The 13,310-nt window shown below is 72.9% G+C and carries 12 protein-coding genes and 2 pseudogenes; 12 read left to right on the top strand and 2 right to left on the bottom strand.

The window, feature by feature from the left end:
- Positions 1-54 precede the first annotated feature (54 nt).
- The 4 genes from B5557_RS41280 (at position 55) to B5557_RS41290 (ending at position 5,091) form a co-directional block, all read left to right on the top strand.
- The gene (locus B5557_RS41280) at positions 55-345 is read left to right on the top strand and encodes a hypothetical protein (RefSeq protein WP_079664318.1); all 291 of its coding nucleotides are present in this window, start codon (positions 55-57) and stop codon (positions 343-345) included.
- A complete protein-coding gene (locus tag B5557_RS44380; RefSeq protein WP_231976162.1) occupies positions 336-503 on the top strand; it encodes a hypothetical protein in 168 nt (55 codons plus the stop codon). The genes B5557_RS41280 and B5557_RS44380 overlap by 10 nt, the downstream gene beginning before the upstream one ends.
- Before the next feature lie 130 nt (positions 504-633).
- Positions 634-2,559, top strand: a complete 1,926-nt coding sequence (gene htpG / locus B5557_RS41285) for a molecular chaperone HtpG (protein ID WP_079664319.1) — start codon at positions 634-636, stop codon at positions 2,557-2,559.
- A gap of 144 nt (positions 2,560-2,703) precedes the next feature.
- Complete coding sequence (locus tag B5557_RS41290; protein ID WP_079664320.1) at positions 2,704-5,091, top strand: MFS transporter; 2,388 nt, start codon at positions 2,704-2,706, stop codon at positions 5,089-5,091.
- 167 nt (positions 5,092-5,258) lie between these two features.
- Here B5557_RS41290 and B5557_RS41295 read toward each other — a convergent pair whose 3' ends face one another.
- Entirely contained in the window at positions 5,259-6,038 is a 780-nt protein-coding gene (locus B5557_RS41295) for a DeoR/GlpR family DNA-binding transcription regulator (RefSeq protein ID WP_079664321.1), read from the bottom strand.
- A 104-nt stretch (positions 6,039-6,142) separates the two neighbouring features.
- On the opposite strand from B5557_RS41295, the gene B5557_RS41300 reads away from it, so the two are divergent.
- The gene (locus tag B5557_RS41300) at positions 6,143-7,024 is read left to right on the top strand and encodes an SIS domain-containing protein (RefSeq protein WP_079664322.1); all 882 of its coding nucleotides are present in this window, start codon (positions 6,143-6,145) and stop codon (positions 7,022-7,024) included.
- A gap of 25 nt (positions 7,025-7,049) precedes the next feature.
- Positions 7,050-7,892, top strand: coding sequence for a class II fructose-bisphosphate aldolase (locus B5557_RS41305; protein WP_079664323.1), 843 nt, complete (start codon positions 7,050-7,052; stop codon positions 7,890-7,892).
- Here the strand turns inward: B5557_RS41305 and B5557_RS41310 are convergent.
- Positions 7,879-9,018 (bottom strand): methyltransferase, encoded by a 1,140-nt coding sequence (locus tag B5557_RS41310; protein ID WP_079664324.1) that lies wholly within the window; start codon positions 9,016-9,018, stop codon positions 7,879-7,881. The genes B5557_RS41305 and B5557_RS41310 overlap by 14 nt on opposite strands.
- Positions 9,019-9,096: 78 nt before the next feature.
- Here B5557_RS41310 and B5557_RS41315 point away from each other — a divergent pair, with 78 nt between their 5' ends.
- The 6 genes and pseudogenes from B5557_RS41315 to B5557_RS45540 form a co-directional block, all read left to right on the top strand.
- Entirely contained in the window at positions 9,097-9,759 is a 663-nt protein-coding gene (locus B5557_RS41315) for an alpha-ketoglutarate-dependent dioxygenase AlkB family protein (protein ID WP_079664325.1), read from the top strand.
- Positions 9,760-9,787: 28 nt separating this feature from the next.
- A complete protein-coding gene (locus tag B5557_RS41320) occupies positions 9,788-11,032 on the top strand; it encodes an ROK family protein (protein ID WP_079664326.1) in 1,245 nt (414 codons plus the stop codon).
- Between the two features lie 134 nt (positions 11,033-11,166).
- Complete coding sequence (locus tag B5557_RS41325; protein WP_079664327.1) at positions 11,167-12,051, top strand: NAD(P)-dependent oxidoreductase; 885 nt, start codon at positions 11,167-11,169, stop codon at positions 12,049-12,051.
- Between the two features lie 142 nt (positions 12,052-12,193).
- Positions 12,194-12,487: an SHOCT domain-containing protein gene (locus tag B5557_RS41330; RefSeq protein WP_079664328.1), complete on the top strand. Its 294-nt coding sequence runs from the start codon at positions 12,194-12,196 to the stop codon at positions 12,485-12,487.
- Positions 12,488-12,548: 61 nt separating this feature from the next.
- Positions 12,549-12,800, top strand: a pseudogene (locus tag B5557_RS41335) (ATP-binding cassette domain-containing protein); the annotation flags it as partial.
- A pseudogene (locus B5557_RS45540) lies at positions 12,799-13,291 on the top strand (FtsX-like permease family protein); the annotation flags it as partial. The pseudogenes B5557_RS41335 and B5557_RS45540, both read left to right, overlap by 2 nt.
- Positions 13,292-13,310 lie beyond the last annotated feature (19 nt).

Below are 13,310 nucleotides of genomic sequence, written 5' to 3' on the forward strand. Positions count from 1 at the left end.
GGACGTGACAGGTGACGAAATCCGCGGCGATGACGTCTCGGGCACCATGGGGGGATGCGGATGCGCAAAGACCAGCGGTGGGCCCTGGTGGGGACGGCGCTGATGATGGGTGTCGCGGTGGCCTGCGGCAGCCCCGCAGACAGTGACGGCGACGGTGACGGAGACGGCGACAGAAGCCGGGCGGCCACCCCGGCCACCCCTCCCACCCCACGGTTCGACGGCGAGATCAGGCTGTCCGACGGCCGGCGCGTGGGCATGGCCTACGTCGCGGGACGCGGGCTCGTCGAACGGCACCGGGACGCGGGTGCGCGAGCGTGGAGCGCGCCGCGCCTGGGATGGCGCTGATCGACCTGCTCACCGGGGCGTACGGGGGTGTGCCGGGACCGCTGCGGATCGTGCTCGTGCTGGGCGCCCCGGTCTCGGTCACCGCGGTGGCCCTGTGGGAGCTGCGACGGCTGCGCGTCGGCTACGGTCTCACGCTCCGCGGCGCGCTCATGCGCTGACGGCGGCCGACCGTCCGTAGCGCCCGAAGGGGCGACCTCGGAACAACGGGCATGCCACCCTGACTTGGTGTTTTACAGTGGCTCTCGCCAGTCCAGGAGACTTGAGGAACCTGTGAGGTACACACCAGCCATGTCGACCGAAACGTTTGAGTTCCAGGTAGAGGCCCGTCAGCTGTTGCAGCTGATGATCCACTCGGTCTACTCGAACAAGGACGTCTTTCTCCGCGAGCTCGTCTCCAACGCCTCCGACGCGCTGGACAAGCTGCGCCTCGCCGCACTGCGGGACGACACGCTCGACGCCGACGTCTCGGACCTGCACATCGAGATCGAGACCGACGCCGAGGCCCGCACCCTGACGGTGCGGGACAACGGCATCGGGATGTCGTACGAGGAGGTCGGACGGCTCATCGGCACGATCGCCAACTCCGGCACGGCCAAGTTCGCGCAGGAGCTGCGCGAGGCCCAGGAGGAGGCGGGCGCCGAGGGACTCATCGGGCAGTTCGGCGTCGGCTTCTACTCCGGTTTCATGGTGGCCGACGAGATGACGCTGCTGACCCGGAGCGCCGGCGAGGGCCACGGCACCCGCTGGTCGTCGCGCGGCGAGGGCACGTACACGCTGGAGCGGGTGGAGGACGCGCCGCAGGGCACGACGGTCACGCTGCACCTCAAGCCGGCCGACTCCGACGACCAGCTGCACGACTACACCTCGGACTGGACGATCAAGGACATCGTCAAGCGCTACTCGGACTTCATCACCTGGCCGATCCGGATGGTCCCGAAGGCGGCGGGCGGCGACACCTCGGAAACCGCCGACGGCGACGCCGGCACGCCCGAACCCGAGACGCTGAACTCGATGAAGGCCCTGTGGGCGCGCCCGCGCGACGAGGTGTCAGACGACGAGTACCACGAGCTGTACAAGCACATCAGCCACGACTGGCGCGAACCGCTGGAGACGATCCGGCTCCAGGCGGAGGGCACCTTCGAGTACCAGGCGCTGCTGTTCGTCCCCTCGCACGCCCCGCACGACCTGTACAACCAGGGCTACAAGCGCGGTGTGCAGCTGTATGTGAAGCGCGTCTTCATCATGGACGACTGCGAGGCGCTGCTGCCGCCATACCTGCGGTTCGTCAAGGGCGTCGTCGACGCCGCGGACCTCTCGCTGAACGTCTCCCGCGAGATCCTGCAGCAGGACCGGCACATCAAGATGATGCAGCGCCGGCTCACCAAGAAGGTCGTGTCGACGGTCAAGGACATGATGACCGCGGCCCCCGACCGGTACGCCACGTTCTGGCGGGAGTTCGGCGCGGTCCTGAAGGAAGGACTGCTGACCGACTCCGACAACCGCGACACGCTGCTCGCCGTCTCCTCGTTCGCGACCACGCACAGCGAGGACGAGCCGACCACGCTGAAGAGCTACCTGGAGCGGATGAAGGACGGGCAGGACGCCGTCTACTACCTGACCGGCGAGTCCCGGCAGAGCATCGAGAACTCCCCGCACATGGAGGCGTTCCGGGCGAAGGGCATCGAGGTCCTGCTGCTCACCGACCCGGTCGACGAGGTGTGGGTCGACGCGGTGGGCGAGTTCGAGGGCAAGCCGCTGCGGTCCGTCGCCAAGGGCGAGGTCGACCTCGGCGGGGAGGACGACGAGAAGGCCGACGTCGAGCGGGAGAAGCAGAGCGAGGAGTACGCGGGGCTGCTCGGCTGGATGAAGGAGCAGCTGGCCGAGGACGTCAAGGAGGTGCGGCTGTCGTCCCGCCTCACCGTGTCCCCGGCGTGCATCGTCTCCGACGCGCACGATCTCACCCCGGCGCTGGAGAACATGTACCGCGCGATGGGGCAGGAGGTGCCGCGCGCCCTGCGGATCCTCGAACTCAACCCCGACCACGTGCTCGTGAAGGGCCTCAACAAGGCCTACCAGGAGCGTGAGGACCACGCGGGGCTCGCCGAGACCGCCGAGTTGCTGCACGGGCTGGCGGTCCTCGCTGAGGGCGGCCGGCCGAAGGAGCCCGGACGGTTCGTGAAGCTGGTGGCGGACCACCTGGAGCGCGCGCTGTAACCGCCGGCGGAGGAAACCGGGCAGGGGTGGCCTGCCCGGTTTCTTCACGCTCCGCACACCAGAAGTTCTAGTTGCTTGAGTCAATCAACCGGGCTTACGATGCTCTGTCAGTCGTGCGGAACCGCATCCCCCGGAGGCCCGACCGTGTCCCATGCGCAACCCCGGCCCGCGGAGACGGGGCAGGGGCCCGCCGCGCCCCGGTCCGACCTCGTCGTGGCGGTGCTGGCCTTCGGCGGGATCGTGGTCTCGCTGATGCAGACCCTGGTGATCCCGATCGTCCCGGAGCTGCCGAAGCTGCTGGACGCCCCGGCCTCGGACACCGCCTGGGCGGTCACCGCCACTCTGCTCGCGGCCGCCGTCGCCACCCCCGTCATGGGCCGGCTCGGCGACATGTACGGCAAGCGCCGCATGCTGCTGGTCAGCCTGCTCACGCTGATCGCCGGATCGGTCACCGCCGCCCTCAGCGACGGGCTCACCCCGATGATCGCCGGCCGGGCCCTGCAGGGGCTCGCCTCCGGGGTCATCCCGCTCGGCATCAGCATCATGCGCGACGAGCTGCCCGCCGAGCGGCTCGGCTCGGCCACCGCCCTCATGAGCGCCTCCCTCGGCGTCGGCGGCGCCCTCGGTCTGCCCGCCGCAGCGCTCATCGCGGACCACTTCGACTGGCACATGCTGTTCTGGACGTCCGCCGCCCTCGGCGCCGTCGCCCTCGTGCTCGTCCCGCTGATCGTGCCCGAGTCGAAGGTGCGCACGGGTGGACGCTTCGACCTGGTCGGCGCTCTCGGCATGGCGGCCGGGCTGATCTGCCTGCTGCTGGCCATCTCCAAGGGCGCCGACTGGGGCTGGGGCAGCGCCACCACCCTCGGGCTGTTCGGCGCCGCGGTCGTCGTCCTGCTCCTGTGGGGCGTGTTCGAACTGCGCGTCAAGCAGCCCCTGGTGGATCTGCGGACCACCGCCCGCCGCCAGGTGCTGGTGACCAACCTCGCCTCGATGGCCTTCGGTTTCTCCATGTTCGCGATGTCCCTGGTCCTGCCCCAGCTGCTGCAGCTGCCCGAGGCGACGGGCTACGGCCTGGGCAGGTCGCTGTTGGCCGCCGGCCTGGTCATGGCCCCCACGGGCCTGGTCATGATGGCCACCGCGCCCCTGTCCGCGCTGGTCTCCAAGGCGCGGGGTCCCAAGGTGACCCTGATGCTGGGCGCCGTCATCGTCGCCGCGGGCTACGGCCTCAACATCGTGCTGATGGACGCGGTGTGGGAGCTCGTCCTGGTCTCCTGCGTCATCGGCGCCGGCATCGGGTTCGCCTACGGGGCCATGCCCGCGCTCATCATGGGCGCCGTGGACCCCTCCGAGACGGCCGCCGCGAACAGCCTCAACACCCTGATGCGGTCCATCGGCACCTCGACCGCCAGCGCCGTCGCCGGCGTGATCCTGGCCCAGATGACCACCACGTTCGGCGCCACCGCCCTGCCCTCGGAGAACGGCTTCAAGGTCGTCATGGCCGTCGGCTCCGGCGCGGCCCTCCTCGCCCTCCTCGTCGCCGCGTTCATCCCCCGGCAGCGGACGGCCGGCACGGACACCGTTGCGCTGCCGGTCACCGCGGATCCGGTGACCGCCGAACCCGTGACCGCCGAGCCCGTGAGCGTCGAGCCGCTCGCCACCGAACCGGACGAGGAACGGCATGCGGCGGGCGCCGCGGTCGCCGTGCCCCTGGCCCGCGCCGTGGCGGACCTGGTGGCGACCGTGCCGGGGCTGTCCGACGGCGATCCGGCCGGTGGCAGGCGCCCGGTGCGCGGGCAGGTGCGGGACGCGGAGGGCGTGCCGGTGGGCGGGGCCGCGGTGACGCTGATCTCACTGGGCGGACGGCAGGTCGGCCGAGCGGTCGCCGAGGCCGACGGCGCCTACGCCGTCGAGGCGCCCGGGGAGGGCACGTACGTGCTCATCACCTCCGCCGACGGCCACCAGCCGCAGGCGACGACGGTCGTCGTCGGGGCGACCGCGGTGACGTACGATGTGCTGCTCAGCGGCTCCAGCGGGCTCGCCGGCGCGGTGCGGTCCGCCGACAGCGGGGCGCCGGTCGCCGGGGCCGTCGTCATCCTCACGGATGTCCGCGGCGACGTGCTGGCCACCACCCGGACCGACGGCATAGGCGAGTTCTCCGTCGTCGACCTGGTGCCCGGGCCCGTGACCCTCGCCGTCAGCTCGCCCAAGCACCGGCCGCTGGCCCTGCCCGTGGAGATCGGCGTCACCGGGGTCACCCGGGTCGACGTCGAGCTGCGGCCCGGAGCCCAGGTGCGGGGGACCGTACGCGGCGCGGGCGCTCCGCTGGGCGACGCACGGGTGACCCTGGTCGACGCCGCGGGCAACGTCGTGGCGACGACCACGACCGGGAGCGACGGGGCGTACGCGTTCACCGACCTCGACGGCGGCCAGTACACGGTCATCGCGACGGGCTACCCGCCCCGGGCGACCGGTATCAGCCTGGGCGGCGACGTGGACGACCACGACATCGAACTCGCCCACGCCGGCGAGTAGTTCACCGACGGCAGGCTGCCGGAGCCCCTCCGGCAGCCGCGGCCTCGGATACGCCCGACCCGCCAACGGCGACGCGGCAGCAGCCCCAGGGGCAGCCGACGACCACCGCGGTCACCACCCCCACCGGTCACCGGGTGCGGTCGCCTTCAGGGCGATCTGACACGGGCTCAGGCGAGGACGACCCTGATCCCGGCCTCCTCGAACCGCCCCACCGTCTGCGCGTCGGCCGCCGCGTCCGTGACCAGGGTGTCCACCGTCTCGGCCGCGCAGATCCGGGCGAACGCCCGCCGCCCCAGCTTGCTGGAGTCGGCGGCCACCACGACCCGCTGGGCGCGCTCGCACAGCAGCCGGTCGACCGCCGCCTCGGCCTCGTCGTGCGCGGCGGCGCCGTGCGTCACGTCGAAGGACACCACCCCGAGTACCGCCACGTCGAGCGTGATCTGCCCCAGCACCCCGTCGGCGAGCGGCCCGACCAGCTCGTACGACTGTGCCCGCGCCACGCCGCCCGTCACCACGATCTTGAACTGGGGGCGGACGGCAAGCTCGCCCGCGATGTTCAGCGCGTTCGTGACCACGGTCAGCGCGGGCGAGCCCGACGCCAGATCGCCCCGCACGGCCAGGGCGCGCGCCACCTCCGTGGTCGTCGTGCCGCCGGTCAGTCCGACCGCCTCGCCGGGCGCGACCAGATCCGCCACCGCCCGGGCGATCCGCTGCTTCTCGGAGGCGTGCCGGGCGATCTTGTACCGCAACGGCAGCTCGTACGACACCCCGTGCACCACCGCGCCACCCCGCGTCCGCAACAGCAGCTGCTGATCGGCGAGTTGGTCGAGGTCCCGGCGGATCGTCGCAGGCGACACGCTCAGCTCGGCCGCCGCGTCCTCGACGTCCAGCCGGCCGCGCTCGACGAGCAGCTCCAGCAGCGCCTTCCAGCGGGCGTCACGTGACATCGACGTTCTCCGTTCGCATGCTTGAAGTTGCTCGAAAGACGGCTCTATCTTGCAGGAACAGTCATGAGCGTTCCTGAACGACAACCGTCGCGGAAAGGCACCGCATGACCCACGTCGAGGACGAACTGACCGACCAGCCCGCGTGCTGGATCCGCGCCGCCGCCGAAGCCCCCCAGTACGCGGGGGAGTTGCCGCTACCGGGGGAGCGGGTCGCGATCGTCGGCTGCGGCACCTCCTTCTTCATGGGCCAGGCGGCGGCCGCCCTGCGCGAGGGCGCGGGCCACGGCGAGACCGACGCCTTCGCCGCCTCGGAGTTCCCCCACGGCCGCACCTACGACCGGGTGATCGCCCTGACCCGCTCCGGTACCACCACCGAGGTCCTCGACCTGCTCGCACGGCTCAGGGGCAGGACGCCCGCCACCGCGATCACCGCCGACCCGCACACCCCCGTCATGAAAGCCGCCGACCACGTCATCGTCCTCGACTACGCCGACGAACGCTCCGTCGTACAGACCCGGTTCGCGACCACCGCGCTCACCCTGCTCCGCGCCCACCTGGGCCTGCACACCGACGCCGTCGTCGCTGACGCCCGCACCGCGCTCACCCGGCCGCTGCCCGAACGGCTCGTGGACTGTGGGCAGTTCACCTTCCTGGGGCGCGGCTGGAGCGTCGGCCTGGCGAACGAGGCCGCGCTGAAGATGCGCGAGGCGGCCCGTTCCTGGACCGAGGCCTACCCCGCGACGGAGTACCGGCACGGCCCCATCAGCATCAGCACCGCCGGCACCGCGACCTGGATGTTCGGCGACGCGCCCGACGGCCTGGCCCAACAGGTCGGCGCCACCGGCGCGTTGTGGATCCCCGGCGAGCTGGACCCGCTCGCCGAACTGGTCCGCGCCCAGCGCCTCGCCGTGGCCGTCGCCGCCGCGCGCGGCCTCGACCCCGACCGGCCGCGCCACCTCACCCGCTCGGTGATCCTCGGCTCCTGAGCCCCGGACTCTGACAGGAGTCGCCGTGCCTCTCACCACCACCGGCGAGCTGGTCGCCCGCGCCCGCGCGGCCCACAGCGCCGTCGCCGCCTTCAACATCATCACCCTGGAACACGTCGAGGCCGTCATCGCCGGCGCCGAGGCCGCTTACGCGCCCGTCGTCCTCCAAGTCAGCGAGAACGCCGTGAAGTTCCGGCAGGGGCGGCTGCTCCCGCTCGCCCGCGCCGCCGCGGTCGCCGCCGAACGGGCCGCCGTACCGGTCGCGTTGCACCTCGACCACGTCCGCAGCGACACCCTGCTCCGCCAGGCCGCCGATGCGGGCTTCGGCTCGGTCATGTACGACGCCTCCCGCCTCCCGTACGCCGAGAATCTCGCCGCGACCCGCACGGCTGTCGACCGGGCACACGCCCAAGGGTTGTGGATCGAGGGCGAGTTGGGGGAGATCGGCGGCAAGGGCGCGCATGCGCCCGGGGCCCGCACCGACCCGGCCGAGGCCAGCGCGTTCGTCGTCGACTCCGGCGTGGACGCCCTGGCCGTGGCCGTCGGCAGCGTCCACGCGATGACCACCCGCACCGCCGCCCTCGACCACGACCTGATCGCCCGGCTCGGCGCGACCCTCGACGTGCCCCTCGTCCTGCACGGCTCCTCCGGGGTCCCGGACCGCGAGCTGACGGCAGCCGTCGCGGGCGGCATCGCCAAGGTCAACGTCGGCACCGCGCTCAACCAGGCCATGACCGGCGCGATCCGGGACCACCTCGCGACCCATCCCGACGCGGTCGATGCCCGCACCTACCTGAACGCCGGACGGGAGGCCATGGCGAGAACCGTCGAGCGGATCATCGCCGGAGTGGGGCTCAGCCCCGCCTGACCGCCCGCAGCACCACGAACTTCCGGTCCCCGGCGACCAGTTCACTGTTGCCGAACAGCCGCTTCAGCTTCAGGTGGTAGCCCAGATGCCGGTTGCCCACCACCCACAGCTCGCCGCCCGGCCGCAGCGCACGCCGTGCCCCGGTGAACATCCGCCACGCCGTCGCGTCCGTCGTGGCCTGATGGGAGTGGAACGGCGGATTGTTCAGCACGACGTCCACACTGCCGTCCGCCACCCCCGCCAGCCCGTCCCCGACCCGGAACTCGGCATGCCCCGGCACCCCGTTCGCCTTGTACGTGGCCTCCGCCGATGCCACCGCCTGGAACGACTCGTCCGTGAACAGCACCTCGGCCGCCGGATTGGCCAGCGCCACCGCCGTACCGACGATCCCGTTGCCGCACCCCAGGTCGACGACCCGGCGGACGCCGCTCGTCGCCGGCAGATGCCGCAGGAAGAACCGGGTGCCGATGTCCAGCCGGTCGGCGCAGAACACACCCGCGTGGTTGACGACCGGACGGCCCGACAGAGCGCCGCCGACGTCGCCGGGGAGGTCGTAGGCGTACGGCCAGGGGTTGACGGGACGCGTCAGCGACGGGTCCGGGGCGCAGAAGATCAGCCGGGCCTTCTGCTCGGCGAGAGAGGTCCGGGTCGGCCCGAGGATCCGCTCGAACAGCGTCAGCGTCGAGGTGTGGATCTCCTTCACCATGCCGGTGCCGACGACGACCGTGTCCGCGTGCACGGCGGGCGCCAGCCGCAGCAACTGGTCCTCCAGGAGCGCCAGGCTCTTGGGCACCCTGACCAGGAGCACGTCGATCCGCTCCGGCACCGGGTCCTGGGTGGTGAGCAGCCGCACGGCGCCGGGCTCGACACCGGCCCGCGCGAGGTTCGCCCGGGTCGCCTCCTGCCCCAGCCAGGAGTCGGTGATCTGCGTCGGACCGTGCACCGCGAGCGCCGTGACCAGCGCGCCCCAGCGGTCGCCGAGCACCACCACCGTGCCGGTCAGCGGGATGTCCTGCGCCGCGAGGTGTCTGAGCAGGTACGCGTCGGAGGCGTCCCAGGCGCGCAGCGTCTCACGCGGATCCTCGGGGTGGCGGGCCAAAGAGACCTCGCCCCACGGCGTCGTCATACGGTCGTTCATCGTGCGTCAAGGCTAACCGAGCCGCAGCTCAGACCCGGTGTCAGAGCTGAGGAGGAGGATGGGTCCATGGACACCGAGCTGTTTCCCCGGGAGCGTGCCCAGGTCGCGCCGGGCGCGGTGCATGTGCCCGACTGGCTGGACGGGACCCACCAGCGCGAGCTGCTGCGGGCCTGCCGGGACTGGGCCCGCCCACCGGCCGGCCTGCGCACGGTCCGTACCCCCGGCGGCGGCACGATGACCGCCCGCCAGGTCTGCCTGGGCTGGCACTGGTACCCGTACGCCTACGCCCGCACGGTCACCGACGGGGACGGCGCGCCCGTCAAACCCTTCCCGGACTGGCTGGGCGAGCTCGGCCGGCGCGCGGTGGCCGACGCACTGGGGCCGCGGGAGGCCGGGGGAGCCGCGTACGACATCGCGCTGATCAACTTCTACGACGGTGACGCCCGGATGGGCATGCACCGCGACGCCGACGAGCGGTCCGACGCGCCCGTGGTCTCCCTCAGCCTCGGCGACACCTGCGTCTTCCGGTTCGGCAACACCGAGACCCGCACCCGCCCCTACACCGACGTCGAGCTGCGCAGCGGCGACCTGTTCGTGTTCGGGGGCCCGTCCCGGCTCGCGTACCACGGGGTGCCGCGCGTCCTGCCGGGCACGGCCCCAGCCGGGCTGGGGCTGAGCGGGCGGCTGAACGTCACGCTGCGCGTCAGCGGCTTCCCGGACACCACCTGACGAAGCGGATCATGGGAGACTCGCCCTCATGAGCGGCAAGGCGGACCCCCGGCCGGCGGGGGAGAGGACCACCTCGAGAGCGCGGTTGGACCGGGGGCGCGGTGCGCTCGGGCCCGCGTTGGAGCTCGTGCACACCGGGCGGGCGCCCACCCGCGCGGTGCTCACCGCCGAACTCGGCGTCACCCGCGCCACGGCCGGCGCGGTCGCCGCGGAGCTGGAGGCGCTCGGGCTGATCAGGGTGGACGCGCGGCCCGGCGCCGCCGCCGGTTCGCAGGGCCGCCCCTCGCACCGGCTCGAACTCGCGCAGGAGGGCCCGGTCGCCCTCGCCGCCCAGGTCCACGCCGACGGGTTCCGGGCCGCGCTGGTCGGCCTCGGCGGGCGGATCGTCGCCACCACGCCCAGCTGCGAGACGGTCGACGCCGACCCCGCCAAGGTGCTCGGCGCCGCCGTCGACGCCGGCGCGGAACTGCTGCGGCAGACCGGCCGGCGCTGTGTGGGCGCCGGGCTCGCCGTACCGTCCGCCGTCACCGAACCCGAGGGACTGGCCCTCAACCCCCTGCACCTCGCGTGGCCGGTGGGGGCGCCCGTGCGGGAGATCTTCGCCGAGCGGATCCGCGCCGCCGGTCTCACCGGCCCCGCGTTCGCGGCCAACGATGTCAACCTCGCCGCTCTCGCCGAACACCGGCACGGCGCCGGACGCGGCGCCCGCGATCTGCTGTGCGTGGCCACCGGACACCGCGGCGTCGGCGGTGCGCTGGTGCTGGACGGCCGTCTGCACACGGGCAGTTCGGGCCTCGCCCTCGAAGTCGGCCACCTCACCGTCAACCCCGAGGGCCGCCCCTGCCACTGCGGCAGCCGTGGCTGCCTCGACGTCGAGGCCGACCCGCTCGCCCTGCTCACCGCGGCCGGACGCGAGCCCGGCCCCGAGGGCTCTCTGCTCCAGCAGGCCAACGAACTGATCCGCGAGGAGTACGGCGACCCGGTCGTCCGCACGGCCGTCGAGGCCCTGATCGACCGGCTCGGCCTGGGCCTGGCGGGTCTGGTGAACATCCTCAACCCCGACCGCATCATCCTCGGCGGCCTGCACCGCACCCTCCTGGACGCCGACCCCGACCGGCTGCGCGCCGTCGTCGCCGACCGCGGCCTGTGGGGCCGCAGCGGCGGCGTCCCCATCCTTGCCTGCTCCCTCGACCACAACAGCCTGGTCGGCGCGGCCGAGTTGGCGTGGCAGCCGGTCCTCGACGATCCGCTGGCGGCGCTGAGCCCCGTGTGAGACATGGCGCGGACCGAATCCGGTGGCCGCCCCGGCCCACGGACGTGCGAACCCGATGGCCGACGGCCACCGAGCGTGGCTGAACGGCCTGGTCGCGGCCGCCTCGAAGGAGAGGGTGGAAGTAGGTTGACGTCATGACAGACGAACTGACCGTGAGCGTCCTGGGGACCGGCATCATGGGCGCCGCCATGGCCCGTAACCTCGCCCGTGCCGGACACACCGTGCGCGCCTGGAACCGCACCCGCGCCAAGGCCGAGCCGCTCGCCTCCGACGGGGTGCACGTCGTGGACACCCCGGCCGAGGCGGTCCGAGGCGCGGACGTCGTCCTGACCATGCTCTACGACGGTCCCGCCGCCCTGGACGTCATGCGCGAGGCCGCTCCCGCGCTGCGCGCAGGCACGGCCTGGGTGCAGTCGACGACCGCCGGGATCGACGCCATCGGCGACCTGGCCGCCTTCGCCCGCGCCCACGAGCTGGTCTTCTTCGACGCACCGGTGCTGGGCACCCGGCAGCCCGCCGAGGCCGGTCAGCTGACCGTGCTGGCGGCGGGCCCTCAGGCGGGCCGGGACGCCGTGGCGCCCGTCCTGGACGCCGTCGGCGTGCGCACGGTGTGGACCGGCGAGGACGGCGGCGCGGGCACCGCCACCCGGCTGAAGCTGGTGGCCAACAGCTGGGTCATCGCGGCCACGGCCGCGGCAGGCGAGGTCCTCGCCCTGGCGCAGTCCCTCGACGTCGACCCGAACGCGTTCTTCGAACTGATCGCGGGCGGCCCGCTCGACATGGGGTACCTGAAGGCGAAGACGGGCCTGATCCTCGACGACCGGCTCTCGCCCGCCCAGTTCGCGGTGACGACGGCAGCGAAGGACGCGCGTCTGATCGTCGAGGCCGGCCGCGAGAACGGCGTCCGCCTCGACGTGGCCACCGCGAGCGCCGAACGCCTGGAGCGGGCCGCCGCCCAAGGCCACGGCGACGAGGACATGGCCGCCGCCTACTTCGCCAGCTTCGACAAGAACGGCTGACCCCCAGCGCGGGCAGCCGCGTCACCCGCGTGTACTCCCCAGGAGGTACCCGCACTGCCGCTGCCCGTACGACGACCCGGACCCCCTCCCGGCGGGACTCTCGAGACATCGAACGAGGACCTCACCGAGGAGATGATCCGAGATGAACACGCTGGCGAACTGGGACGGTGGCGGCCCCGGCCCGTGGATCCTGTTCTTTCCGCTGATCTGGGCGGCCGTGGTGATCGGCGTCGTCACGTTCCTGCGCGGCACCGTCCGGCGCGGCCGTCGCGGCCCCTGGAACGCGGTCGGCGACCCCCGCCCCACCGGCGACTCGCCGCTCGCGGTCCTCGGCCGTCGCTTCGCCTCCGGCGAGATCGACGAGGACGAGTACTGGCGCCGGCTGTCCGTCCTGGACGAGCAGTTCGGCCGCACGGGCAAGGGCGGCGCGGCATGAGCGCCCGCCCGCTGCGACTGCCGAGACCGTCACGCGGGACGCCGCGCGGGTCGTCGACGCCGTGAAGGTGTACGGCGTCGGCGACCCCGCCGTACGGGCCCTGGACGGGGTGAGCGTGGCCTTTCCGGCCGGACGGTTCACCGCGATCATGGGCCCGTCGGGCTTCGGCAAGTCCACCCTGATGCACTGCGCGGCCGGCCTGGACACCCTCACCTCGGGTGCCGCGTACGTCGGCGACACCGAACTGGGCGCCCTGGACGACCGCCGCCTCACCCTCCTCCGCCGCGACCGGGTCGGCTTCGTCTTCCAGGCTGCGCAGCCCGAAGCGGACGGCGGCCACCGCGAGCGCCCGCGGTCTCCCGCTCCTTCGCGGGCGACGTCGCCGTCAGCACCCCGTCCTTCGGTGCGGGCGGCAGCGGCCTCAGCCCGAAACTGGCCCCGGCCCTCGCCGAGCCGCCCGAGGTGGACACGGCCGTCGGGCTCGGCAGGGGAGTCGCCGAAGTCGACGGCAAGGGACGGGCCTTGACCGTCACCGACCCGGTACGGCAACCCCGAGGTGCAGACCCGCGACGCCTACGCGCAGTCCTCGGCGGGCGGCATCGACATGATGCTCACCCTCGTCTACGCCCTGCTCGCCCTCGCCGTCCTCATCGCGCTCCTCGGCATCGCCAACACGCTGACCCTCGCGATCCACGAACGCACCCGTGAGCTCGGCCTGCTCCGCCCGTCGGCCAGACCCGGTCCCAACTGCGGGCCATGGTCCGCTGGGAATCCGTCCTGGTCGCCGCGTTGGGCGTCACCGGGCGACGCACGCCCGACGGGT

Origin of the sequence: Streptomyces sp. 3214.6, from assembly GCF_900129855.1 — a bacterium.
Taxonomy (GTDB): domain Bacteria; phylum Actinomycetota; class Actinomycetes; order Streptomycetales; family Streptomycetaceae; genus Streptomyces; species Streptomyces soliscabiei.

Coding starts and splice junctions, on each gene's coding strand:
- B5557_RS41280 (WP_079664318.1), top strand. CDS start 55: ATGCGGATGCGCAAAGACCAGCGGTGGGCCCTGGTGGGGACGGCGCTG.
- B5557_RS44380 (WP_231976162.1), top strand. CDS start 336: ATGGCGCTGATCGACCTGCTCACCGGGGCGTACGGGGGTGTGCCGGGA.
- htpG (WP_079664319.1), top strand. CDS start 634: ATGTCGACCGAAACGTTTGAGTTCCAGGTAGAGGCCCGTCAGCTGTTG.
- B5557_RS41295 (WP_079664321.1), bottom strand. CDS start 6,038: ATGTCACGTGACGCCCGCTGGAAGGCGCTGCTGGAGCTGCTCGTCGAG.
- B5557_RS41300 (WP_079664322.1), top strand. CDS start 6,143: ATGACCCACGTCGAGGACGAACTGACCGACCAGCCCGCGTGCTGGATC.
- B5557_RS41310 (WP_079664324.1), bottom strand. CDS start 9,018: ATGACGACGCCGTGGGGCGAGGTCTCTTTGGCCCGCCACCCCGAGGAT.
- B5557_RS41315 (WP_079664325.1), top strand. CDS start 9,097: ATGGACACCGAGCTGTTTCCCCGGGAGCGTGCCCAGGTCGCGCCGGGC.
- B5557_RS41320 (WP_079664326.1), top strand. CDS start 9,788: ATGAGCGGCAAGGCGGACCCCCGGCCGGCGGGGGAGAGGACCACCTCG.
- B5557_RS41325 (WP_079664327.1), top strand. CDS start 11,167: ATGACAGACGAACTGACCGTGAGCGTCCTGGGGACCGGCATCATGGGC.
- B5557_RS41330 (WP_079664328.1), top strand. CDS start 12,194: ATGAACACGCTGGCGAACTGGGACGGTGGCGGCCCCGGCCCGTGGATC.